The organism is Rhizobium glycinendophyticum, from assembly GCF_006443685.1.
Lineage (GTDB): Bacteria > Pseudomonadota > Alphaproteobacteria > Rhizobiales > Rhizobiaceae > Allorhizobium > Allorhizobium glycinendophyticum.
This window is the reverse complement of the sequence record NZ_VFYP01000002.1, coordinates 159,221-182,701: the sequence shown is the minus strand read 5'-3', so window position 1 is coordinate 182,701 and position 23,481 is coordinate 159,221. Positions and strand designations below refer to the sequence as shown.

Sequence of the window (23,481 nt, the reverse complement as noted above, 5' to 3'; positions counted from 1 at the left end):
GAGGATTTCGATGAATATTCGTGTGGCTGCGGACGATGTCTCCGCCCGCATTTCGGCTGTGATCGCCGAACTGCAGCATCTGGAAGGCCCGATGCTGCCGATCCTGCATCGCCTGCAGGAGGAATTCGGCTACATCCCTGAGATCGCCAAGCAGATCATCGCCAGCGCGCTGAACCTGTCGCGCGCCGAGGTGCATGGCGTCATCACCTTCTACCACGATTTCCGCGCCCAACCGGCTGGGCGACATGTTCTGAAGCTCTGTCGCGCCGAGGCTTGCCAGTCGATGGGCTGCGAGCCTCTGGCGGACAAGATCAAGGCAAAGCTCGGTATCGACTGGCACGAGACGACGGCTGACGGTGCCGTCACTCTCGAACCTGTCTTCTGTCTCGGCCTCTGCGCCCAGGCGCCGGCTGCCATGCTCGACGGCGAGCTGCATGCCCGGCTCGACGAACACTGTCTTAGCGACATTCTGGCGGAGGTGCGCTCATGAGCGTTACCGTCTTCGTCCCCCGCGATGCGGCAGCGCTTGCCGTTGGTGCAGACAAGGTGGCGGCTGCCATCGAACGTGAAGCCAAGGCGCGCGGCCAGGACGTCACCATCGTCCGCAATGGCTCACGCGGCATGCTGTGGCTTGAAGTGCTGGTCGAAGTCCGCACGGAGCACGGTCGCGTCGCCTATGGTCCTGTCAGGGCCTCCGATGTGCCGTCGCTTTTCGATGCCGGCTTCCTTGAGGGTGGCCAGCATCCGCTCGGCCAAGGCCTCACCAAGGAGATCCCATTCCTGAAAGGTCAGACGCGCCTGACCTTTGCCCGTTGCGGTGTCACAGATCCTCTGTCGCTCGATGATTACCGCCACTACCAGGGCCTCAAGGGCCTTGCGAATGCCATCGCCATGGCACCGGCCGAGATTGTCAAACAGGTCACCGACAGTGGATTGCGCGGTCGTGGCGGTGCAGGCTTCCCGACCGGCATCAAGTGGAAGACGGTCGCGGACGCGAAGGCCGACCAGAAATACATCGTCTGCAATGCCGACGAGGGCGACAGCGGCACCTTTGCCGACCGGATGATCATGGAGGGTGATCCCTTCGTGCTGATCGAAGGCATGGCGATTGCCGGCATCGCGGTGGGTGCCACCAAGGGCTATGTCTATACCCGCTCCGAATATCCGCATGCCATTGCCATGATGGAAGAGGCGATCCAGATCGCGCGGCGCGAGGGTATCCTCGGCCCATCGGTGATGGGTTCGGCCTATGCCTTCGACATGGAAGTGCGCATGGGTGCCGGTGCCTATGTCTGCGGCGAGGAGACCTCTCTCCTGAACAGCCTTGAAGGCAAGCGCGGCGTGGTGCGTGCCAAGCCGCCGCTGCCGGCACTTCAGGGCCTGTTCGGCAAGCCGACCGTCGTGAACAATGTCATGTCGCTCGCCTCCATCCCTGTCATCATGGACCGTGGTGCTGCGTTCTACCGCGACTTCGGCGTCGGTCGTTCGCATGGCACGATCCCGATCCAGCTCGCCGGCAATCTCAAGCATGGCGGCCTCTACGAGACCGCGTTCGGCCTGCCACTCGGCCAGCTGATTAACGAGATCGGCGGCGGAACGATTTCGGGTCGCCCGGTCAAGGCCGTGCAGGTCGGCGGGCCGCTCGGCGCCTATTTCCCCCCATCGCTGTTCGACACGATCTTCGACTACGAGGCCTTCACCGCCGCCGGTGGCCTGATCGGCCATGCCGGCGTGGTTGTCTTCGACGATACGGCCGACATGCTGAAACAGGCGCGCTTTGCCATGGAGTTCTGTGCGGTCGAAAGCTGCGGCAAGTGCACGCCCTGTCGTATCGGTTCGACACGCGGCGTGGAGACGGTCGATAAGATCGCCCGCGGCATCGAGCCGGAGAAAAACAAGGTGCTGCTGGAAGACCTTTGCAACACCATGAAATTCGGTTCGCTCTGTGCGTTGGGTGGGTTCACGCCCTATCCGGTCATGAGCGCCATGACGCATTTCCCGGAAGATTTTGCACCGGTACCGGTCAGGGAGGCCGCGGAATGAGCGACACACCCAAGGTCAAGGGCCCGGCCTCCTACTTCCCGTCGATCGAGAAGACCTATGGAAAGCCGATCCAGCACTGGCAGGACATCGTCCGGCAGCAGCAAGGCAAAACGCATATGCAGATCGTCACCTTGCTGAAGACCGATCACGGTCTCGGCCATGGTCATGCCAATGCCATCGTCGCGGCGACGCTCGCCGGATGAAATCCTGACGCAGACACGAACTTGTTCCGCGCGGCCTGTTCCGCAGCGAAAAGACTAACCCGGAGGTTTTGATGCCCCTCGTTCCTGAAATCGACTACGGCACGCCCGCCTCGCGCTCGGAAAAACTGGTGACGCTCACCATCGACGGTCGCGAGATCACGGTGCCCGAGGGCACGTCGATCATGCGCGCCTCGATGGAGGCTGGCATTCAGGTTCCAAAACTCTGCGCCACCGACATGGTCGATGCCTTCGGTTCCTGCCGCCTCTGTCTGATCGAGGTGGAGGGCCGCAACGGCACGCCCGCCTCCTGCACGACGCCTGTGGCACCTGGCATCGTCGTTCACACACAGACGGAGCGGCTGAAGGCCATCCGCAAGGGCGTGATGGAGCTCTACATTTCCGACCACCCGCTCGACTGTCTCACCTGTGCTGCCAACGGCGACTGCGAGCTGCAGGACATGGCCGGTGCCGTTGGTCTGCGCGATGTGCGCTACGGCTATGAAGGTGAAAACCATGTGAAGGCGCGGTCTGCCGAGGGCGGGATCAACGCGCAGTGGATGCCGAAGGACGAGAGCAATCCCTATTTTACCTATGATCCCTCCAAATGCATCGTCTGTTCGCGCTGCGTGCGCGCCTGCGAAGAGGTGCAGGGTACGTTTGCACTGACCATCGAAGGTCGTGGCTTCGACAGCCGTGTGTCACCCGGTGCGCACGAAGCGTTCCTCTCGTCGGAATGCGTCTCCTGCGGCGCCTGCGTGCAGGCCTGCCCGACCGCAACGCTGACGGAAAAGTCCGTCATCGCGATCGGCCAGCCGGAGCATTCGGCCGTCACAACTTGCGCCTATTGCGGTGTCGGCTGTTCCTTCAAGGCCGAGATGCGCGGCGAGGAACTGGTGCGAATGGTGCCCTGGAAGGACGGTCAGGCCAATCGCGGCCATTCCTGCGTCAAGGGCCGCTTCGCCTATGGCTATGCCAGCCACAAGGACCGCATCCTCAACCCGATGATCCGCGAAAAGATCACCGATCCCTGGCGCGAGGTGACCTGGGAAGAGGCCTATGCGCATGTCGCCTCCGAGTTCAAGCGCATCCAGTATCAGTATGGCCGCGACGCCATCGGCGGCGTCACCTCGTCGCGCTGCACGAATGAAGAGACCTATCTCGTGCAGAAGCTGATCCGTGCCGGTTTCGGCAACAACAATGTCGATACCTGCGCCCGCGTCTGTCATTCGCCGACCGGCTACGGTCTCGGCCAGGCCTTCGGCACCTCGGCGGGAACGCAGAATTTTGATAGCGTCGAGCATTCCGATGTCGTGCTGGTCATCGGCGCCAATCCGACGGACGGCCATCCGGTCTTCGGTTCGCGGCTGAAGAAGCGGCTGCGCCAGGGCGCCAAGCTGATCGTCATCGATCCGCGCCGCATCGATCTCGTGCGCACGCCGCATATTGAGGCGGCCTTCCACCTGCCGCTGAAGCCCGGCACCAATGTCGCCGTGCTGACGGCCATCGCCCATGTCATCGTCACCGAAGGTCTGTTCGACGAGCGCTTCATCCGCGAGCGTTGCGACTGGTCGGAGTTCGAGGATTGGGCCGCTTTCGTCTCTGAACCGGCGCATTCTCCTGAAGAGACCGAAAAGTTCACCGGCGTACCCGCCGCCGAGCTGCGCGGTGCCGCGCGCCTGTTCGCGACAGGCGGCAATGGCGCGATCTATTACGGCCTCGGCGTTACCGAGCACAGCCAGGGCTCGACCACCGTCATGGCGATCGCCAACCTTGCGATGGTCACCGGCAATATCGGGCGGCCGGGTGTCGGCGTGAACCCGCTGCGTGGCCAGAACAATGTCCAGGGCTCCTGCGACATGGGTTCCTTCCCGCATGAGCTGCCCGGTTACCGCCACGTTTCCGATGATGCGACGCGCGAGACCTTCGAAAAGCTCTGGGGCGTCGAGCTCAGCAACGAGCCGGGCTTGCGCATCCCCAACATGCTGGATGCCGCAGTCGACGGCACGTTCAAGGGCATCTACATCCAGGGCGAGGACATCCTGCAGTCCGATCCCGACACCAAGCATGTTTCGGCCGGACTCGCCGCCATGGAATGCGTCGTGGTCCACGACCTCTTCCTCAACGAGACCGCCAACTATGCGCATGTCTTCCTGCCGGGCTCGACCTTCCTCGAAAAGGACGGGACCTTCACCAATGCCGAGCGGCGCATTAACCGCGTGCGCAAGGTGATGACGCCGAAGAACGGCTATGCCGACTGGGAAGTCACCCAGAAGCTCGCCCAGGCCATGGGGCTTTCCTGGAACTACACCCATCCATCGCAGATCATGGACGAGATCGCGGCGACCACGCCGAGCTTTGCCGGCGTCTCCTATGATTATCTGGAGAAGATGGGTTCGGTGCAGTGGCCCTGCAACGAGAAATTCCCGGTGGGATCGCCGATCATGCATATCGACGGTTTCGTGCGTGGCAAGGGCAAGTTCATCCGCACCGAATATGTCGCAACCGACGAACGCACCGGTCCGCGCTTCCCGCTGCTTTTGACCACCGGCCGCATCCTTTCCCAATACAATGTCGGCGCGCAGACGCGGCGCACCGAGAATGTCGTGTGGCATGAGGAAGACCGGCTCGAGATCCATCCGCACGACGCCGAACAGCGGGGCGTCAAGGATGGCGACTGGATCAAGCTTGCCAGCCGCGCCGGCGACACGACGCTTCGCGCGTTGATCACCGATCGCGTCGCTCCGGGTGTGGTCTACACGACCTTCCACCACCCGAACACGCAGGCGAACGTCATCACGACAGACTTCTCCGACTGGGCGACCAATTGCCCGGAATACAAGGTGACTGCCGTGCAGGTCTCGCCGTCCAACGGCCCGACCGAGTGGCAGGAGGAGTATGAGGAGCTGAGCCGTCGTTCGCGGCGCATTGCCGGCAAGCTGGAAGCGGCGGAATGAGCGATGTGATCCGCTCCACGGCACGCATGGTCGGCGGGTTGAAGGCGAGCCGGGGGCTCGTCTCGGCCAGCAGCCGGCTCGTGCCCGAAGAGGTGCCGATCGCCTTTTCCTATGCCGGCTCCACCCATGCGGTGATGATGGCGACGCCCGATGATCTCGAGGATTTCGCCGTCGGCTTTTCGCTCGCCGAGGGCATCATCGAGCGCGCCGAGGATGTGGTCGCCATCGACGTCGTCGAGGCGGGGGAGGGGATCGACGTTCAGGTGACGTTGAGGGAGATGACGGCGGAAGCGCTGATCGCGCGACGTCGGCGCATGGCGGGGCCTGTGGGTTGCGGGCTTTGCGGCATCGAGTCGATCGAGCAGGCGAGCCGTGCCGTAAAGCCGGTCGCTGCGGAGGGTTTCAGTCTGACTGCCCGTGACGTTGCCCAGGCCATGGCGCAGCTGACGGCGCGGCAGGATCTGAATCGCCAGACGCGCGCCGTTCATGCCGCAGGCTTCTACAGCCTGAGGCAGGGGCTCGTCGCGATCCGTGAGGATGTCGGTCGCCACAATGCGCTGGACAAGCTCGTCGGCGCCGTTGTCATCGGCGGTTGGGATTCTGCTGAGGGTGCGGTCGTAGTCACGAGCCGTCTGTCCGTCGAGATGGTGCAGAAGACGGCAGCGCTCGGGGCGCCCGTGCTGATTGCCATTTCCGCGCCGACCGCGCTTGCCATCCGCACGGCCGCTCAGGCCGGCATTACCTTGATCGGCATTGCCCGCGACGAGGATTTCGAGATTTTCACCCGGCCCGACCGGGTGGCCGAGGGAGTACCGCTGCATGTCTGAAACCGGCACCGACGCCAAGCTGGTCCGCATGGCCAATCAGATCGCCACCTTTTTCCTGTCGCAGCCGGAGGAGGTGCGGGTGGAGGGCGTCGCCACGCATATCAACAAGTTCTGGGAGGCCCGCATGCGCCGGCGTTTCTTCGAACTGGTGGCGGTGCCCGATGCGGGTTTTCTGCCCCTGGTCGTCGAGGCCGCCGGCCGCATCAAGCGCCCGGGTGAAACGGATGCCACCGCCGTCGGCCTTGGCCACGACGCCGCCGATAGTGCCCCCGGCGGGAAAGGCGTGGCATCAGGCGAATCGCTGTCTGAGCCGAGCATCCCGGAAACGACTCCCTGATCGGGACGCAGCCTGCCGGACGTCGTCCGTCAAGCCGAACGGAACATCAGGGGACTTCGTATCAGTTCAGCCAGAGATGGATGAGGGCGGCTTCCGGTGTCTCGGCACCGCCGTTTTCGATACCCGTGCTCCACAGTCCGGCGCCGGCCGCATAGGCGCCGGGTGACAGGCCGCCGGCTTCACACTGGCTCACCGCCCGCAGCCGCTTTCCGCTCTTCACTGCCTCGGCGAGCACCGTCAGCAGCTCTGCATCGTTCATTGCCGTCCCGGCACCGAAAATCCGCAGGGCTGCGCCGTCGAGCTTTTCCAGCATGGCCTCCACGGCCGCTGCCGGAATGCCCGGCGACAGTGTCAGCACTGCAAGCTTGCGATCCGCGAAGGTCCGACGCTGCGGCACTGCCGGTGTCGCCTGCGGTTGCGAGCGAAAGGCATCCGCTTCGTGGCTGTGATGCTTCACCAGTCCATCGGCGGCGAGGAGCTTGCCGGCAAAAGCGAGCAGGACGCCAGTCTCTTTCGCCGCCGCAGCCGAGATCGCGAGATCGAGATTGCCCTCGGCATCGCCCTGATGCCCGAGCGGCAGCATGGAGCCGCAGAGAACGACGCGCCGGTTTTCGCCGGCCAGCGCTTGGCTGAGCGCGGCACCGGTAAAGGCCATGGTGTCGGTGCCGTGGGTGATGATCACGGCGGCGTCTGGATGGTTGCGGATCGTCTCCAGCATCAGGTTCCAGTGGGTGGGGCCGACATCGGCGCTGTCGAGCAGGGGATCGAAGACGTCCGCGACGAGCTCAACGCCGTCGGGCAGGCGTGTGGCAATGGCGTCCTCCACGAGTCCCTTCAAGGGTGCCAACCCTTCCGGCGTCTCGGCCATCCCGATCGTTCCACCCGTGTGGATCAGCAGCAGTTTCATCGTCTCGCCTCCCGGATTTGTTGCCGTCTGGTAGGGCAGTGCCACGCGGATATCAACCGGGTTCGGCAACGCAAAAGGGCAGTGCGCTGAAGCACTGCCCTTTCAAAACGGATGGATGGTCGCCCTGTCAGGCGGCGAGGTCTTCCAGATCGCTGCCCTTGAACATCTTGGCGAGGTTCAGGAAGCAGATCATGCCGTTCTCGTTGGCAATAATGCCTTCGGAGAAGGTCTTGTCGAAGGAGGCCGAGACTTCCGGAACCGGCTGAACCTGGCTCGAAGGAATGGTCAGGATGTCCGAGACGCGGTCAACGAGCATGCCGATGACCATATTGTGGACTTCGGCGACGACGATGGCCGAACGCTCGTTGGCAACCGTGCTCTTCATTCCAAGCTTGTAAGCCAGGTCGATGATCGGGATGACCGAGCCACGCAGGTTCATGACGCCGATGACGTCTGCCGGGGCGTGCGGGATCGGCGTCGAGGGCGCCCAGCCGCGGATTTCGCGGATGGTCGTGGTCTTGACGCAGAATTCCTGATCATGAAGCCGGAAAGCAATGATCTCGAGTGTTTCGCCGCCGAAGCTGGTGGAACTGATAGTGGCCATTAGAAATCTTCCCAACCTTCCTGTACCTTGGCGGCAGTTGCTCCACCTGCGGCGCGAGCGACAGTCGCCATGAGTTTGCGTGCCGGTGATGTCACATGTACAGTCTCGGTACGCGCTACGGACACATTAGCCGAAGAGTGTTGCCCAATTCTAAACTGTCCCACAAGTTCGCGCAGTGCGGCCGCCTGCTTGGCCAATCCATGGCTTGCCGCAGTCGATTCCTCGACCATGGCGGCATTTTGCTGGGTATTCTGGTCCATCGCGTTGACGGCCTTGTTGATTTCCTTCAGACCCGTCGCCTGCTCTCGAGAGCCTTCGACGATCGCGATGACGTTGCGGTTGATCTCCTTGACCTCGACGACGATCTGTTCGAGCGCCTTGCCTGTCTCACCGACCAGTTGGACGCCGGTCTTGACCTGATCACCGGACTTGCCGATCAGCGTCTTGATCTCCTTGGCAGCACTTGCGGATCGTTGCGCCAGTTCGCGCACTTCCTGTGCCACGACAGCAAAGCCCTTGCCGGCTTCACCGGCTCGCGCCGCCTCGACGCCTGCGTTGAGCGCCAGAAGATTGGTCTGGAAGGCGATTTCGTCGATGACGCCGATGATGCTGGAGATTTCCCGAGAGGAGCTTTCGATTTCATCCATCGCGCGGATCGCGCTCTTGACGACGTCGCCAGATTTTTCGGCGCCATCCTTCGTGCGAGCCACCAGTTCGCCCGCTTCCGTTGCCCGCTTCGAGCTATCGGCGACAGTCTGGGTAATCTGCTCCAGGGCGGCCGCCGTCTCTTCGACGGCTGCTGCCTGCTGCTCGGTACGCTTGGCCAGGTTGTCGGAGGCGACGCGGATCTGCTCGGAGCCTGAAGCGATGGCAACCGTGTTGCCGCTCACCTCCTGCATTGCGGCCCGGACACGGTCGATGGCGGAGTTGAAGTCTACGCGGATCTGTTCGAGCGAAGGAATAAATGGTTCGGTGATACGCGCGGTGAGGTCACCGTGGGCAAGTGCTGTCAGGCCGTGAGCGATTTCGTCGACCGCGCGAACGCGTCCTGTGATGTCGGTCGCATATTTGACGATCTTAAAGACCTGTCCATTCGCATCGAAGATCGGATTATACGAAGCCTGAATCCAGACGATCTTGCCGCCTTTGCCGATCCGCTTGAACTCCTGTGAGATGAACTGGCCCGATGCCAGCGTTTTCCAGAACTCGCGATAGGCTTCGGAGCGGACGTAATCCGGTTCGCAGAACATCTGGTGATGCTTGCCGGCAATCTCGTCCAGCGTGTAGCCGAGGGTGGTGAGAAAATTCTCGTTGGCGGTCAAGATGTCGCCCTTAGGCGTGAATTCGATCGTGGCCTGGACGCGCGAGATCGCGTCCAGCTTTCCCGCATCTTCCGCCGACTTCTGCTTGGCAGCGGTGATGTCGCTGGCAAACTTCACGATCTTCCAGAGCTTGCCGTTGCGGAAAACCGGATTGTACGACGCCTGGATCCAGATATCGCTGCCGTCTTTCCTGATTCGCTTGTATTCGCGGCTCTCAAACTGGCCACGGTTGAGCATGGCCCAGAAGTCGCGATAGTCCTGTGTTGCAGTATAGGCGGCATCACAGAAGATCCGGTGATGCTTGCCCTTGATTTCCGCGAGCTCGTATCCGAGGGCGCGGCAGAAGTTTTCGTTGGCGGTGATGATCGTGCCGTCAAGGTTGAATTCGATAATGGCCTGGGAGCGGCCGAGCGCTTCCAGAACGGCCTTGGATTCCATTCCGGGTAACGTGATGAGTGTCATCTGGCATTTCCGTGCTTTTTTGACCGTCTCTTAGACGTTTTTCTGACACTCACGGTAGAGCATAGGCCATTAACAACCTATCAAATCTTGGGGTCTAATGCGCTGGAAATCGATATTTTTTGACGCGCATCTTCATGGAAATAATGTATTATTTGTTTATTAGAATATACGTATTCGATGCAGATCGTGCGGACGTCTTAGTGCCCTCTCGTTGGTCGGTCGAGAATACGCTTGCCGAACAGGCTGGCGGCAAGGTCAACCATGACGCGTGCGCTGCGACCGCGATCATCAAGGAACGGATTGAGTTCAACCAGATCCAATGAAGAGACGAGGCCGCTGTCATGCAGCAGTTCCATGATCAGATGCGCTTCGCGGAAGGTGGCGCCGCCCGGCACGGTCGTGCCGACGCCAGGTGCGACGTCCGGATCGAGGAAATCGACGTCGAGGCTGACATGCAGGAGCGCGCCTGCCGCGCGAACGTCTGCCAGAATACGCTTGATGATGCTGCCCATGCCATCCTCGTCGATGGCGCGCATGTCGAAGACGTTGACGCAGTTCTGCGTAATCAGCTTGCGCTCCTCGTCATCCACGGAGCGTATGCCAACCTGATAGACATTGCGCGGATCGACCAGCGGCCGGCCAGCGGGAAGAATAGGGGCAAACTCCGCCTTGCCGCAGAAGAAGGCGACCGGCATGCCGTGGATGTTTCCTGATGGAGACGTCTCCGGGGCGTTAAAATCCGAATGGGCGTCGAGCCAGAGCACGAACAGGGGACGGCCGACCTCCTGCGCATAGCGCGCCATGCCGGAGACGCTGCCCATCGACAGGCTGTGGTCGCCTCCGAGAAGCAGCGGTACCGCACCTTCGGACGCCGCCTTATAGGTTTCTGCCTCGATCGCGCGGGTGAAGGCGCCGACCACGTCGAGATTGCGGGCACGCTCCATCTGCGCCAGGTCGCGGGCCGGGGCGGGACGCAAGTCGCCGCGATCCTCAACGTGGTAGCCGAGATCGAGAAGTGCCTGGGCGATACCGGCGATGCGCAGTGCCGCGGGACCCATGGCGCAGCCGCCACGGCCCGAGCCTTCCTCAAGGGGAACGCCGATCAGGCTGACGGTCTTGTTCTCATTGCTCATGGTCGTCCTCGTTTCTCGCTTTTAGAGATCATCGGGCATTCGGCTGTTATCAAAAAGATGGAACATCGCCACAAAGCGCTATAGTTTGGGCAAATCGCAACCATCATGTGACGATCTGCAAAATGGATGATCTCGATCGCAATATCCTCGGTGCTCTCCGGCAGAATGCGCGCCTGCCGGTCGCATCGCTTGCGGCGATGACGGGCGCGTCGCGCGCGACGATTTCGGCCCGGATCGATAGAATGGTGGCGAATGGCACGATCGCAGCGTTCACTATTCTTACCGGTCAGGAGATTCAGTCAGCTGGGGTGCGCGCGATCGTGATGATCGAGGTTGTCGGCAAATTCGCCGATCGCGTCGCCCATCAACTGCGGGGCCTGCCGCAGGTGAAGAGCCTGCACAGCACCAATGGGCGCTGGGATTTCATCGCTGAACTTGAAGAACGCGATCTCGCAGGCTTTGACGAGACGCTGCGGCGCATTCGGCTGATCGAGGGCATCAACATTACCGAATCCAGCATTCTTCTAAAGACAAGCAAGGTCGGTTGACGCTCGGGAGCAGTTCCGGTGAAAAGGAGACTTTCGCAGGAATGCCCTAGTATTCCTTTTCGTAAAAGATTCCGCCGCCTGCACCTTCACCGCCCGCTTCGCCCTTCAGTTTTATGCCCCGACCGATATCGAGGTTGATCACTGCCTTGGCACCGCCGCTGCCGCTCTGCTGAAGTTCCAAATAGGTTCGATCATTGAGGTATTTGCCGGCGCTGATGCTGGTCTGGCCGGTCTCATCGGTCGAGATGTCGAGGTCGTCGACCCCGAGCGTTGTGCGCAGGGACTGGAAGAGCGAGGTGCCCGTTCCGCCGGCAAGCTGTGCTGCAGCATCTGCAAGCTGGGCGATCTGCAGGGCAGACAGCCGGGCCATCGACTGGCCGAAGATCAGCTGGGCGAGGATCTCGTCCTGCGGCAGAGCCGGCGAGGACGTGAAGCTGACCGAGGGATTGCTGGCGAGGCCCGTCAGCTTGATCGTGATGGTCGCGCCGCCTGAGGTCGTCGTGGCGGTCAGGTCGATCAGGGGCACGAGGTCGCCGCCGAAGGTGATTTTCGCGTCGGTTATCGTCAGGCGCTTCGTGAGGATCTGCATCCGACCTCGGCGCAGCTCAAAGCCACCCGAGATGCTTGGCGCCGCCGCCGTCCCTGTCAGCGCGATCGTACCACCCAGTTCGGCGTCGATACCGCGACCGCGGACGAAGGTCTGGGTGGGCGAGGAAATCCTCAGATCGAGCACGATCGGCGCGCTTGAGGACCGGCCTTCAGCGGGGTCCTGCGTGCTTTGCTGACGCAGCACATCCGCCGGCGCATTACGATGTTCGATATCGAGTTCGCGCAGGCTGGCGGGCTTGCTTTCAGACAGCGTGATCGAGGTGCGGTCGAGGTCGATCGTCCCTGCCAGCGTCGGGCCGGCCAGCAGCGGACCCTTGAGCGATAGCCTGGCATCCGCCGTGCTGGTCACGGTTTTGCCGTCAACATAAACGGCCTTGTCGAGATTGATCGACAAATCCGCAGGCAGACCGGGGGAACGGATGTCAATGGAGCCACTGGCTGTGAGGCGACCGCCGGTCGCGAAATTGCCGGTGAGGTTCCCGATCTCGGCGCGGCTGCCCGTGAGATTGATCGTGGTTGCGATCTGTTCAATCGCCAGATTGCGCCGCACGTCGACGACACGGGCGCCGCTCGTTGAGATGGTCCCCGTGATGCTGGGTTCGGTGGAATTGCCACCGACGGTCAGGTCGACACGGGCCGTGCCCTCGGCGACCAGTCCTTGTTCGGCCAGTTGTCCATTGGCCGCCGATAGCGGCACATCGCCCTGGATCCGCAGTTCGAGCCCGACTCCATTCGACAGTGAGACCGCACCCATGCTGCTGAGACCGATGCCGCCCCCGGTGATCCGGCTGTCGAGCGTCAGGCGCTGGTTCTCAAAACGGCCGTTCAAGGTGAGGCCGAGGGGCGCAAGGCCGGCAGCCCTGCTCTGCGCGATCGCCGCCCCTTGCCAGTCAAGACGGTAGTCGGCGACCGGTGCAGCCGTCGTTCCGGAAACGTTGATCTGCCCGGATATCGAGCCTTCCGGCGCCACCTGCGGCGCAAGAGCATTGGCCAGCGAAGCCGGCAATCCGGCAATGTCGATCCGAAGGTTCAACCGGTCTGCGACATCGCCGGACACGGTCAATCGACCGCTCCCCGCCAAAATGGTCGTCGACGGCACCACGACCTTGCCGTCGTTGAGGCGGATCGTGGTCGGCTGGGCAAGCGAGAGGGGAATGCCACGAGGGGCGGCCTGAAGTGTGTTCAGTGTCACCGACATCCCGGCAGGTGTCTGTGACAGCTGTCCCTTCACGCTCAGGGGTGCGTTGTCGTAACGGGCATCGAGGTCGAACTCCGTCGTATCTGCCGCCCGGTCCACCTTGAGCTCCACACCCTCGATGCGGTTGGTGCCGGATATGACGGCGTCAGCCGTCACCGTTCCGTCGGCGGCCAGAGCCTTGACGTCACTTGCGTTCAGGTCGATAGCCGGGCGGTCGATCTCTACGCCGTCGCGGGTGATCTTCGTGCCGCTGGCCTTAACAATCGCCGCGGTCCTGCCAGCGTCTGATGCCAGCGCCACGGTGCCCTTCAGATCTCCGCTCACCTCTTGGCCGGCCAATGCTGCAAGGAGACTGAGGTCGGGAAAGTCGAAAGCGATCTCGCCTGTCGGGCTGAACTGCGCATCCAGCGCCAGCGTGCCGCTCAGCGTGTTGGGGCCGATTTCCAGAGCCAGATCCTTGACCTCGGTCGCTCCATTGACGCTGACAACATTGCCGTTCGCCTTGACCGGCTTGCCATCGATCTGGCCGCTCAGGCTGATGTCACCCTGAGGCGCCTTCGGGCTGGCCAGACCTTCTGCAGTGAGCTTGAGGTCGCTTACCTTGTAACCAGCCGCCACGCCCTCATCGATTGCGAGGCTGACGGTGGTCTGGACGGCGTCGAGCGGCCCGGAGGCGGAGAGATCGAAGCTGGCAGCCCCCTCCAAACGCTCGACGAAATCCCCGAGATTGTTCAGCTGGCCCGTGAGGTCTGTCGCCAGCGCCCCTTGCGGATCGAGCGAAAGGCTACCCTGGACCTGGCCTAGACTTGTTTTCAGGCTGATATCGCGCAGGCTAACGGCCTGCGGCGCTGCATAATCGAGGCGCGTCGACAACTGCACCGGACCATCCAGCCTGGATGCGAGTGTCGCTGGCAGGAAGCCGGGCGCCGCCGTCATCTGCACTTCGCCGGCAAACGCCTGGTCAGCAAGCGTGTAGCGCCCGCTTACCGTCCCATCCAGTCCCTCCGTATCGAGTGCCAGTCTCTCCGTGGAAATGGCATCGGCCTCGATCACCAGCGGTGCCGAGAGGTGAAGCGGGGCGCGAACGTAAGGCGCTATGCCGGGATCGGTTATATCAGCCGACTGGACCGCCAGATTGAGCATCAACGGCCCCTGACGGGTCGAAAGGTTGAAGGTTTCGCTCGTGGCATTCAAATCGATATTCTCGAAGCGCCCCTGGGGCAGGGTAAGGCTTGCGAGGTCCAGCTTGGCCGCGAGGGCGGCGGCACTTGCCTCGCCCTGCAGGCGAACTGTTGCCGCACGCAACCGCAGTTCCCCCGGGATGTCTCGTGCCGGTGCCGTCAACAGCACCGGTTCGCCGGTCGCGCGCGCCTCGATCCTCAAGTCGTTTCCGCCCTGAGGGTCGTAGCGTCCGGACGCGGTCAACGCTGCGGAGGCGGTGGTCAGCTTGCCGGTCCTGATCGTGACAGCACCGCTTGGTCCCAGATCCACATCGGCGTCTATTGCGGTTTCGCCGGCAAAGATGGCGCGCAGTTCTGGCGGCATGAGGCTTGCGAAATTTCCGCCGCCCTGGGCGGTAATCGTTCTCGTGCCGTCCTCTGCCAGCCGATGCCGGGTGTCCACGGAAACGGTCTGCTCGCCGGAGAGTTCGGCGGTGATCTTGCCAGCCCAGTCATCGAGCGGGCCTTCACCATCGATATTAAGGGCAAGTGGGGGCTCGCCCGGCAACTGCAAAATCCGTCCCAGCATGCCCGCACGCGGCTCCTGGTAATCCAGCCGGATGCGCAGCTGGTTGTCGTTCGGCGCATAGAGGAGGGCTGCCACTACGCTGTTGCCGGGATCATCGAGCCGGGTCGCCGTCAGTCGACTCGCGATGGTGTCGCCTATGATTTCGACCGCGCCCTGGGCATCCAGCGCCAGATCGCGCTGCACGAGCGCCTGTCCGAGTTGGAGCGACGGCAGGTCAAACTTCTTCACGTCGATTTCGATTGGCAAGGAAAAGGGCTCGTCACTGGCGGGCGCCACCTCCGCCGTCGGCTCCGGCGCCCGGGTCACGGTCACCGTCCTGGCGGTTATCATCTCGGCGGTAAATCGCTTGCGGACCAGATCCGAAGGGGTCCAGTCGAGTGAAAGATCGTCGATCATGGCATAGGTGCCGCGCGAATCGGACACGGTAACCTTGTCGATGGTGAGCGGACTGCTCAGGAGCGGCGAAGCACCGGTGATCTCGATCTGTCGGTTGTCGTTGGAGGCAAGCTCGGCAATCGTCGAGAAGAGATAGTTGCTGCCAGTTCGCGAGAAGCCGGCCAAAAGCACTGCCAGGATGACAAGCGTCAGCACGGCTGCCGTCACGGCGCCGAGCAACTTGATCGTCCAGGTCAGGATGCGTTTCAGCCAGGTCATCGGTGGTCTATCGTCCCTTTGCGTCGGTCAGAAGCTCTGGCCGATGCCCGCATAGATGCCATAACGACTGCCGCCGTCATAACGTTTCAATGGCATGGCGACATCGAGGCGCAAAGGCCCGAATGGGGTCATGTAGCGGAGACCGACGCCGGCGCCCATTCGCAAGTCGGAGAATTCGGGAACCACGCTGTCGGAGACGGAACCGACATCAAGGAAAGGCACGATGCCAATCGTATCGGTAATGCCGATCCGCGCCTCAAAAGATGCGGTGGTATAGGAGCGCCCCCCGGTGCCGTCACCGTCCGCGTTATAGGGCGTGATCTCCTGGAAGGCGTAGCCGCGGACGGAACCACCCCCGCCAGCAAAAAAGCGACGGGTCGCAGGGATCGCGGAAAGATCTCCGCCGCCGAACAGCGACCCGGCGGACAGTTTACCCGCCAGCACCACCCGGTCTTCCGAGCCCAGGCCGAGATAGGCGGAGATCGAACCTTCGAGCGAGGCAAAGGCGGTCTGACCAAAGAAATCATAGCTCGGCGTAACCGTCGCCGTGCCGTAATGGCCTTCGGTCGGATTGAGCCTGTTATCGCGCGTGTCCCTGGTATAGCCGAGTGGAACGCCGAAGGTGAGATACTCGTTGCCGTCGCCGAACGCGTCGTCGATGCTGTCATAGGCAAGCGAAACGCCGGCACTCACCGTGTCGGTGTCTGTCAATTCGTAGGCGAGTGCGACCTTGCCGGTCACGGTTGCCGCGTCATAGTAATCGGTTTCGAGCGTGCTGCCCTTGATGCTCGCTTCGAGCGTCGCCGAGGGGAAGAAGGCACCCGGCTTGATGAACGTGATACCGGCCGTGTAGTCGAGCGAGGTGAGGTCGGTCACGTCGCGGCTTTCGCCGAGACCCCGAACGGCGCCTTCGATCCGCAGAGACTCGGCATTGCCGAAGAGATTGCGGTGGCCCCAGTAGCCTTCTAAGCCTGCTCCATCGAGCGAGGAATAGCTGGCGCCGAAACCGAAATAGCGATGCTTTCCTTCGGATACGACGATGCCGATCGGAAGGCTTCCGTCTTCGGCCAGCGTTTCGTCCTCCTTCAGTGTGACGGAGGAGAAGACCCCGAGTGCCCGCAGGCGTTCCGCGGCCTTGCGCAGCTGTTCCGGATCGTATTTCTGGCCCGGGCGGAGGCGAGAATAACGCTCGATGAAATCCGAATTCACCTTTCGCGCGCCCTTGACCGTCACGATGCCAATCGGTGCAACCGGTCCTCCATTGATGGAGATGGTCACGTCGACCGTCTTCGTTTCGTGGTCGGCGACAACATCCCGTCGGGTAATTTCCGTCAGCGGCCGGCTTTCCGCCTTTATCGCATCTGCCATCTTCTGGGCGGCCTTCAGGATGATCAGGGAGCCAGCCGGTTCTCCCGGCGTCAGATCAAAGTCTTCCGGGTCGAGACCCTTGGCATCCCCTTCGAGCGTAATCCTGCCCAAGGCAAATTCTACCCCGGGCTCGACGGAAATCGTGACCGGAACCGGTCGCGACCGGTCGAATGTCGGATTGGGCGGCAGAGCGTCGATATCGCGGCCATCGATGGTCACGCGCACGACGCCGCCATAGAGTGCGCGTTCGTAGAGGGTGGCAATCAGGCGGTCGCGATCATCGCGGGCCTTGATCACGAGGCCGAGATCGCCGGACACAGGGTCGTCTTCCTCGGCCAGAAGCCGCGAGGTCCGCTCCAGCGATTTGCGCAAGTTGCGCTCGCTGGTGCCCGCATCGAATGTGATGGTGTAATCGACCGGATCAATGATGTCGCGGTCGGGTTCTTTCTCGCCCCAGAGATGAATGCCGAACAGCTCGAAAGCGCCCGCTGGCGTGGCCATGGTGGCGCTCAGCAGAAGCGGGCTTGCAGCGGTCAGAACCAGTCCGAGCCGGAACGCATGACTAAACTTCGGCAATCTCGATCCACTCGGTCTTTGCATTTCGCTACATCGCGATCTGTCAGGCACTCCCCTGCCTTAAGGACAACTTAGGCGGAAATGCGCAGAAAGGGATACCCCTTTTTTTTAGCATGAGACGAAAAAGGCGGGGAGTGTTGCCTCCCCGCCTTCGATCACGAATCTGCTTTGCGGATCAATAGCCGCGCGGGCAGGCGTCAATATAACGGTTGCCATACTGGTCGCGGTAATAGCACTGGCCCGGCTGTTCCGAGACGCGGCCGATCACTGCGCCGGCGATACCACCGATGGCGGCACCGACGGCGGCACCCCGGACATTGCCCGTGGCAATTCCACCAATGATCGCGCCGGAAGCAGCGCCGATCCCGGCACCGCGTTCCGTCTGGGTGCAGCCTGCGACCGAAAGGCCGACCAGCATCAGCACTAGAGCTTTCTTCATCTTCATCTCTCCACGTTCACGCGTCCGGTCAAGCCGGTCTTGTTTTTCGACAGCACGCCCCGCCGCTCGAGCGTCCCCATGCGGCTTGAGGCTTACATCAGCATAACCTTGACCAAGGGAAAGTCCATGGTCGTGGCTCACACCTTCGCAGGTGGTTCACCTGCATGAGACATCGAAGATGAACCCAGGATTTACAGGCGGTTTGATGCTGCAATGCGGAACATAAATTTTTCATTCGCGACCTTCTGGACAGTTGCACATGTCACACAAAACTCACACCATGGACTCCGTGTCCGGGAGAGACACGAGGAGGAACAACATGGCTAAAGTGACGCTGACGGTGAATGGCCGGACAGTGAGCGGGGAGTGCGAGGATCGCACCCTGCTCGTGCATTTCATTCGCGAGAAACTTGGTCTGACGGGAACGCATGTGGGCTGTGACACCACCCAATGCGGCACCTGCGTCGTTCACATGGACGGCAAATCGATCAAGAGCTGTTCGATCCTGGCCGTCCAGGCCTCGGGTTCGTCGATCACGACGATCGAGGGTCTCTCGTCCGGCGGCGACCTGCATCCGGTGCAGGCGGCCTTCAAGGAGCACCACGGCCTGCAATGCGGCTTCTGCACGCCCGGCATGGTGATGACGGCGCTCGACATGATCTGTCGCCACAACGGTGCGCTCGACGAGGCCACCGTCCGCCACGAGCTCGAAGGCAATATCTGTCGCTGCACGGGCTACCACAACATCGTCAAGGCCGTGCTCTCGGCCAACGAAGCGATGACCGCCGGCCGTCAGGCCGCCGAATAAGGACTCCGGCAGTTCCGGTCGCCGCGACCGAGACCTGACCAAGGCCTCTGTGATGCCGACTGCAATTGCCTCTGTCCGTCTGCCTGAAGTCCTGTTTCTCTGGAGGAGAAGACAATGGGTGTTGAAGGAATTGGCGCGCGCGTGGCGCGCAAGGAAGACAAGCGTTTTCTGACCGGCAAGGGCCGGTATACCGACGACATGGTCGTCCCCGGCATGAAATATGCCTATTTCGTCCGGTCGCCTTATGCGCATGCCAAGATCAAGTCGATCGACGTGTCGGCCGCCAAGGCCATGCCAGGCGTCATCGACGTGCTCGACGGCAAGCAGCTCTTGGCCGATGGGATCGGCAACCTGATCTGCGGCTGGATGATCCATTCCAAGGACGGCACGCCGATGAAGATGGGCGCCTGGCGTCCGCTCGCACACGAAACCGTGCGCTATGTCGGGGATGCGGTGGCGATCGTCATCGCCGACAGCCTGGGCGAGGCGCGCGATGCCTCGGAAGCCGTTTCGGTCGAATACGAAGAGCTGCCGGTCGTGACCGGTGCCGTCGATGCGTTGAAGCCCGGCGCGCCGCAGCTTCATCCGGAAGCTCCCGGCAACCTGATCTTCGACTGGGAGATCGGCGACAGCGCTGCGGCCGATGCCGCAATCGCCAGCGCTGCGCATGTCACCGAGATCGAGATCTTCAACAACCGCCTGTCGCCCAACCCGATGGAGCCGCGCGCGACGCTCGGCATCTACGACACGGCGGAAGACCACTTCACCTGCTACACGACTTCGCAGAACCCGCATGTGGCCCGCCTCGTGATGAGCGCCTTCTACAATGTGGCGCCCGAGCACAAGCTGCGCGTCATCGCACCCGATGTGGGCGGTGGTTTCGGCTCGAAGATCTACATCTATCCGGAGGAAGTCGTCTGTCTCTGGGCCTCGAAGAAGACCGGCGTGCCGGTCAAGTGGACCTCCGACCGCACCGAAGCCTTCCTCACCGACGCCCATGGCCGTGACCATGTGTCCAAGGTGAAGATGGCCTTCGACAAGGACCACAGGATCATCGGCTTGAAGGTCGACACCATCGCCAATCTCGGCGCCTATATGTCGCTCTTCTCGTCTTCGGTCCCGACCTATCTCTACGCCACGCTGCTCTCGGGCCAGTATGCGATCCCGGCGATCCACGCCAATGTGCGCACCGTCTACACGAATACCGTCCCGGTTGACGCCTATCGCGGCGCCGGCCGTCCGGAGGCGACCTATCTGCTCGAACGGACCGTCGAAACGGCCGCTCGGGAACTCGGCATTTCGCCGGCTGAACTGCGCCGCAAAAACTTCGTCCGCACCTTCCCGTACCAGACGCCCGTCATCATGTGCTACGACGCCGGCGACTACGACGCCTCGCTCGAAGCGGCAATGAAGGCGGCCGACTGGAACGGTTTCCCCGCCCGCAAGGCGGAAGCCGCACGGCGCGGCAAGCTGCGCGGCATCGGCATGAGCTGCTATATCGAGGCCTGCGGCATCGCGCCCTCGGCCGCGGTTGGCTCTCTCGGGGCAGGCGTCGGTTTGTGGGAATCGGCCGAGGTCCGCGTCAATGCGGTCGGCACGGTCGAGGTGCTTACGGGCTCGCACAGCCATGGCCAGGGTCACGAAACCACCTTCGCACAGCTCGTCTCGGAACGCTTCGGCCTGCCGATCGACAATGTCTCGATCGTGCATGGCGATACCGACAAGGTGCAGATGGGCATGGGCACCTATGGCTCGCGCTCCGGTGCCGTCGGCATGTCGGCCATCGTCAAGGCGCTCGACAAGGTCGAGGCAAAAGCCAAGAAGATCGCCGCCCATCTGATGGAAGCGGACGAAAGCGACATCGTCATCGAGAATGGCGAGCTGAAGGTCGCAGGCACCGACAAGACATTGCCCTGGTTCCAGGTGGCGCTTGCCGCCTATACCGCCCATAACCTGCCATCCGGCATGGAGCCGGGCCTGAAAGAGGGCGCCTTCTACGATCCCTCCAACTTCACCTTCCCGGCCGGCTGCTACATCGCCGAAGTCGAGGTCGATCTGGAAACCGGCAAGACCGAGATCGTGCAGTTCGTCGCCGCCGACGACTTCGGCAACATCATCAATCCGATGATTGTGGAGGGTCAGGTGCATGGCGGCATCGCGCAGGGTATCGGTCAGGCGCTGCTCGAAGGCGTGCATTACGATGCGCAGACCGGGCAGCTCTTGACCGCAAGCTACATGGATTATGCCATGCCGCGCGCCGACGACCTGCCGTCCTTCAATGTTTCGCACCAGAACACGCCGTGCCCGGGCAATCCGCTCGGCATCAAGGGCTGTGGTGAGGCCGGCGCCATCGGTTCGCCGCCGGCGCTGATCAATGCGATCACCGATGCGATCGGCAACAACAACCTCAACATGCCGGCCACGCCGCTTGCCGTCTGGAGTGCGATCCAGGCCAATGCGACCCGCCAGGCCGCCGAGTAAGGGAGAGGACCATGCAGCTCTATTCGACCAGCTATCATCGCGCCTCGTCGATCGAGGATGCCGGCAAGCTTCTGTCCGGTGCCGAGGACGGCAAGTTCATTGCCGGAGGCCAGACCCTGATCGCGGCGCTCAAGCAGCGTCTCGCCCAGCCCTCCGACCTCGTTGACCTCCGGCATATCGACGCCCTCAAAGGCATCAAGGTCGAGGGCCGTCGCGTCACCATCGGCGCTGCCGTCACCCATGCGGAAGTCGCGTCGTACTCGGCCATCCGCGCCGTCTGCCCGGCGATTTGCCATCTTGCCTCGATGATCGGCGATCCGCATGTGCGCCACATGGGCACGATCGGCGGTTCGGTCGCCAATGACGATCCGGCGGCGGACTATCCCTCGGCCGTGCTTGGGCTTGGGGCCACCGTCATCACCAATACCCGCGAGATTGCGGCCGACGATTTCTTCGTCGGCCTGTTCGAGACGGCGCTTGCCGAGGACGAGATCATCACGGCGATCCGCTTCGACGCTCCGGAAAAGGCGGGTTATGCCAAGTTCGCCAATCCGGCCTCGCGTTATGCGATGACTGGCGTCTTCGTCTCCAAGGGAGCAGGGGGCGTGCGCGTCGCCGTCACCGGTGCGGGATCCTCCGGGGTCTTTCGTCATGCCGGGCTTGAAGCGGCGCTCTCGGCCAACTGGTCGCCGGATGCGGTCGCCGGCGTTGAGATCGATTCATCGGACCTGATGTCGGACCTGCATTGCACATCCGACTACCGTGCGAACCTCATCCGCGTGATGGCCAAACGGGCCGTGCAGGCCTCCTGATTCCAGGTTCATGCGGATACTGCCACGAAAGGACGGCCCTGCGCCGTCCTTTTTCTCTGAAGTTGACGCAGATCAAGTTCGATAGGGGAGAATCCGTTAGGATTTACATGTGAAGCTTCTAAAATTCGCGCCTTTTGTCGCAGTTTAGAATGAATATACACAAGCGGGGTTGACCCCGACGGCGGAGATACCCAAAAGGGTCTGAAAGACTGGAGTTTGAGGCATGGATTTCGAGGCGTTTTTCACGGAGCAGCTGGCGGGACTTCACGAGGAAGGCCGCTACCGCGTCTTCGCCGATCTCGAACGCCAGCGCGGCAATTTTCCGCGCGCCACCCGCTACACCGAAAAAGGCACCCAGGACGTCACCGTCTGGTGTTCCAACGATTATCTCGGCATGGGCCAGAATCCGCTCGTCATCGATGCCATGAAACAGGCGATCGATGACTGTGGCGCGGGTGCGGGAGGCACCCGGAATATCTCTGGCACGAACCATTACCACGTTCTTCTTGAGCGCGAACTTGCCGACCTGCACGGCAAGGAATCAGCTCTGATCTTCACCTCGGGTTATGTCTCGAACTGGGCCGCACTCGGCACGCTCGGCGCCAAGATCCCCGGCCTGATCATCTTCTCCGACGCGCTGAATCATGCTTCGATGATCGAAGGCATTCGCCATTCGAAGGCCGAGCGCGTCATCTGGAAGCACAACGACGTCAAGGATCTCGAAGCCAAGCTCGCCGCTGCCGATCCGAAGGCGCCGAAGATGATCGCGTTTGAGTCCGTCTATTCGATGGATGGCGACATCGCGCCGATCAAGGAAATCTGTGATCTCGCCGACAAGTATGGCGCGATGACCTATCTCGACGAAGTGCATGCCGTCGGAATGTACGGCGCCCATGGCGGCGGCATTGCCGAACGCGAAGGCCTGATGCATCGCCTGACGGTCATCGAAGGTACGCTCGGCAAGGCCTTTGGCGTGATGGGCGGTTATATCGCCGCCTCGGCAGCGCTCTGCGATTTCGTCCGCTCCTTTGCCTCGGGCTTCATCTTTACCACGGCCCTGCCGCCTGCGCTTGCCGCCGGTGCGGTCGCCTCGATCCGCCACTTGAAGAGCAGTCAGGTCGAGCGTTTCGCCCATCAGGAGCGCGTGCGCCGCCTGCGGTCGATGCTGGACAAAGCTGGCATCCCCCATGTGCAGAATCCGAGCCATATCGTTCCCGTGCTGGTCGGCGATGCCGCCAAGTGCAAGTGGATCTCCGACCTCTTGCTCGATAACTGTTCCATCTATGTGCAGCCGATCAACTATCCGACGGTGCCGAAAAAGACCGAGCGGCTGCGCATCACCCCGACGCCGCTGCACACCGATGCCGATCTCGAACATCTGGTCGGCTCGTTGCATCAGCTCTGGTCGCGCTGCGCGCTCGCCCGCGCGGTGGCTTGATCACCGTTT

18 protein-coding genes are annotated in these 23,481 nt (G+C 62.2%); 11 read left to right on the top strand and 7 right to left on the bottom strand.

Going from position 1 to position 23,481, the window contains the following annotated elements; all coding sequences use genetic code 11:
* The first annotated feature begins 10 nt into the window (after positions 1-10).
* The 6 genes from FJQ55_RS15495 to FJQ55_RS15470 all read left to right on the top strand — a co-directional run bounded on the left by FJQ55_RS15495 (position 11) and on the right by FJQ55_RS15470 (position 6,364).
* The gene (locus tag FJQ55_RS15495) at positions 11-490 is read left to right on the top strand and encodes a formate dehydrogenase subunit gamma (protein ID WP_140829549.1); all 480 of its coding nucleotides are present in this window, start codon (positions 11-13) and stop codon (positions 488-490) included.
* Positions 487-2,043, top strand: coding sequence for a formate dehydrogenase beta subunit (locus FJQ55_RS15490; RefSeq protein ID WP_140829546.1), 1,557 nt, complete (start codon positions 487-489; stop codon positions 2,041-2,043). Before FJQ55_RS15495 ends, FJQ55_RS15490 begins: the two co-directional genes overlap by 4 nt.
* Entirely contained in the window at positions 2,040-2,246 is a 207-nt protein-coding gene (locus tag FJQ55_RS15485; protein ID WP_140829544.1) for a DUF4287 domain-containing protein, read from the top strand. The genes FJQ55_RS15490 and FJQ55_RS15485 overlap by 4 nt, the downstream gene beginning before the upstream one ends.
* Positions 2,247-2,317: 71 nt before the next feature.
* Entirely contained in the window at positions 2,318-5,200 is a 2,883-nt protein-coding gene (gene fdhF / locus FJQ55_RS15480) for a formate dehydrogenase subunit alpha (RefSeq protein ID WP_140829543.1), read from the top strand.
* Positions 5,197-6,027, top strand: coding sequence for a formate dehydrogenase accessory sulfurtransferase FdhD (gene fdhD / locus FJQ55_RS15475; RefSeq protein ID WP_140829541.1), 831 nt, complete (start codon positions 5,197-5,199; stop codon positions 6,025-6,027). The genes fdhF and fdhD overlap by 4 nt, the downstream gene beginning before the upstream one ends.
* Complete coding sequence (locus FJQ55_RS15470) at positions 6,020-6,364, top strand: formate dehydrogenase subunit delta (protein ID WP_140829540.1); 345 nt, start codon at positions 6,020-6,022, stop codon at positions 6,362-6,364. Before fdhD ends, FJQ55_RS15470 begins: the two co-directional genes overlap by 8 nt.
* A 61-nt stretch (positions 6,365-6,425) precedes the next feature.
* On the opposite strand, the gene FJQ55_RS15465 is transcribed toward FJQ55_RS15470, so the two are convergent.
* From FJQ55_RS15465 to rocF, 4 genes are all read right to left on the bottom strand, one after another.
* On the bottom strand, positions 6,426-7,271 hold the full coding sequence (locus FJQ55_RS15465) for an asparaginase domain-containing protein (RefSeq protein ID WP_140829539.1): 846 nt from the start codon (positions 7,269-7,271) through the stop codon (positions 6,426-6,428).
* Between the two features lie 127 nt (positions 7,272-7,398).
* Entirely contained in the window at positions 7,399-7,875 is a 477-nt protein-coding gene (locus tag FJQ55_RS15460) for a chemotaxis protein CheW (RefSeq protein WP_062282390.1), read from the bottom strand.
* Complete coding sequence (locus FJQ55_RS15455) at positions 7,875-9,659, bottom strand: methyl-accepting chemotaxis protein (RefSeq protein WP_140829537.1); 1,785 nt, start codon at positions 9,657-9,659, stop codon at positions 7,875-7,877. Before FJQ55_RS15455 ends, FJQ55_RS15460 begins: the two co-directional genes overlap by 1 nt.
* Positions 9,660-9,856: 197 nt before the next feature.
* The gene (gene rocF, locus FJQ55_RS15450; RefSeq protein ID WP_140829536.1) at positions 9,857-10,792 is read right to left on the bottom strand and encodes an arginase; all 936 of its coding nucleotides are present in this window, start codon (positions 10,790-10,792) and stop codon (positions 9,857-9,859) included.
* A 122-nt stretch (positions 10,793-10,914) separates the two neighbouring features.
* Here rocF and FJQ55_RS15445 point away from each other — a divergent pair, with 122 nt between their 5' ends.
* Positions 10,915-11,340, top strand: a complete 426-nt coding sequence (locus tag FJQ55_RS15445) for an Lrp/AsnC family transcriptional regulator (protein ID WP_140829535.1) — start codon at positions 10,915-10,917, stop codon at positions 11,338-11,340.
* Between the two features lie 46 nt (positions 11,341-11,386).
* On the opposite strand, the gene FJQ55_RS15440 is transcribed toward FJQ55_RS15445, so the two are convergent.
* The 3 genes from FJQ55_RS15440 to FJQ55_RS15430 form a co-directional block, all read right to left on the bottom strand.
* A complete protein-coding gene (locus FJQ55_RS15440) occupies positions 11,387-15,550 on the bottom strand; it encodes a translocation/assembly module TamB domain-containing protein (protein WP_140829533.1) in 4,164 nt (1,387 codons plus the stop codon).
* Between the two features lie 27 nt (positions 15,551-15,577).
* The gene (locus FJQ55_RS15435; RefSeq protein ID WP_140829532.1) at positions 15,578-17,518 is read right to left on the bottom strand and encodes an autotransporter assembly complex protein TamA; all 1,941 of its coding nucleotides are present in this window, start codon (positions 17,516-17,518) and stop codon (positions 15,578-15,580) included.
* A 151-nt stretch (positions 17,519-17,669) separates the two neighbouring features.
* On the bottom strand, positions 17,670-17,933 hold the full coding sequence (locus tag FJQ55_RS15430) for a glycine zipper domain-containing protein (RefSeq protein WP_062282826.1): 264 nt from the start codon (positions 17,931-17,933) through the stop codon (positions 17,670-17,672).
* Between the two features lie 319 nt (positions 17,934-18,252).
* Here FJQ55_RS15430 and FJQ55_RS15425 point away from each other — a divergent pair, with 319 nt between their 5' ends.
* From FJQ55_RS15425 to hemA, 4 genes are all read left to right on the top strand, one after another.
* Positions 18,253-18,741, top strand: coding sequence for a (2Fe-2S)-binding protein (locus FJQ55_RS15425; protein WP_062282407.1), 489 nt, complete (start codon positions 18,253-18,255; stop codon positions 18,739-18,741).
* A 114-nt stretch (positions 18,742-18,855) separates the two neighbouring features.
* Positions 18,856-21,222: a xanthine dehydrogenase family protein molybdopterin-binding subunit gene (locus FJQ55_RS15420; protein WP_140829531.1), complete on the top strand. Its 2,367-nt coding sequence runs from the start codon at positions 18,856-18,858 to the stop codon at positions 21,220-21,222.
* 11 nt (positions 21,223-21,233) lie between these two features.
* Positions 21,234-22,034, top strand: a complete 801-nt coding sequence (locus FJQ55_RS15415; protein WP_140829529.1) for an FAD binding domain-containing protein — start codon at positions 21,234-21,236, stop codon at positions 22,032-22,034.
* 223 nt (positions 22,035-22,257) lie between these two features.
* A complete protein-coding gene (gene hemA, locus FJQ55_RS15410; protein WP_140829527.1) occupies positions 22,258-23,472 on the top strand; it encodes a 5-aminolevulinate synthase in 1,215 nt (404 codons plus the stop codon).
* The last annotated feature ends 9 nt before the right edge of the window (positions 23,473-23,481 follow it).

Bases quoted from the DNA above. Each gene is read 5' to 3' on its own strand.
- FJQ55_RS15420 (WP_140829531.1), top strand. From the start codon at position 18,856: ATGGGTGTTGAAGGAATTGGCGCGCGCGTGGCGCGCAAGGAAGACAAG.
- FJQ55_RS15425 (WP_062282407.1), top strand. From the start codon at position 18,253: ATGGCTAAAGTGACGCTGACGGTGAATGGCCGGACAGTGAGCGGGGAG.
- FJQ55_RS15455 (WP_140829537.1), bottom strand. From the start codon at position 9,659: ATGACACTCATCACGTTACCCGGAATGGAATCCAAGGCCGTTCTGGAA.
- FJQ55_RS15415 (WP_140829529.1), top strand. From the start codon at position 21,234: ATGCAGCTCTATTCGACCAGCTATCATCGCGCCTCGTCGATCGAGGAT.
- FJQ55_RS15495 (WP_140829549.1), top strand. From the start codon at position 11: ATGAATATTCGTGTGGCTGCGGACGATGTCTCCGCCCGCATTTCGGCT.
- fdhF (WP_140829543.1), top strand. From the start codon at position 2,318: ATGCCCCTCGTTCCTGAAATCGACTACGGCACGCCCGCCTCGCGCTCG.
- FJQ55_RS15460 (WP_062282390.1), bottom strand. From the start codon at position 7,875: ATGGCCACTATCAGTTCCACCAGCTTCGGCGGCGAAACACTCGAGATC.
- FJQ55_RS15440 (WP_140829533.1), bottom strand. From the start codon at position 15,550: ATGACCTGGCTGAAACGCATCCTGACCTGGACGATCAAGTTGCTCGGC.
- rocF (WP_140829536.1), bottom strand. From the start codon at position 10,792: ATGAGCAATGAGAACAAGACCGTCAGCCTGATCGGCGTTCCCCTTGAG.
- FJQ55_RS15430 (WP_062282826.1), bottom strand. From the start codon at position 17,933: ATGAAGAAAGCTCTAGTGCTGATGCTGGTCGGCCTTTCGGTCGCAGGC.
- FJQ55_RS15445 (WP_140829535.1), top strand. From the start codon at position 10,915: ATGGATGATCTCGATCGCAATATCCTCGGTGCTCTCCGGCAGAATGCG.
- FJQ55_RS15470 (WP_140829540.1), top strand. From the start codon at position 6,020: ATGTCTGAAACCGGCACCGACGCCAAGCTGGTCCGCATGGCCAATCAG.
- FJQ55_RS15490 (WP_140829546.1), top strand. From the start codon at position 487: ATGAGCGTTACCGTCTTCGTCCCCCGCGATGCGGCAGCGCTTGCCGTT.
- FJQ55_RS15465 (WP_140829539.1), bottom strand. From the start codon at position 7,271: ATGAAACTGCTGCTGATCCACACGGGTGGAACGATCGGGATGGCCGAG.
- fdhD (WP_140829541.1), top strand. From the start codon at position 5,197: ATGAGCGATGTGATCCGCTCCACGGCACGCATGGTCGGCGGGTTGAAG.
- hemA (WP_140829527.1), top strand. From the start codon at position 22,258: ATGGATTTCGAGGCGTTTTTCACGGAGCAGCTGGCGGGACTTCACGAG.
- FJQ55_RS15435 (WP_140829532.1), bottom strand. From the start codon at position 17,518: ATGCAAAGACCGAGTGGATCGAGATTGCCGAAGTTTAGTCATGCGTTC.
- FJQ55_RS15485 (WP_140829544.1), top strand. From the start codon at position 2,040: ATGAGCGACACACCCAAGGTCAAGGGCCCGGCCTCCTACTTCCCGTCG.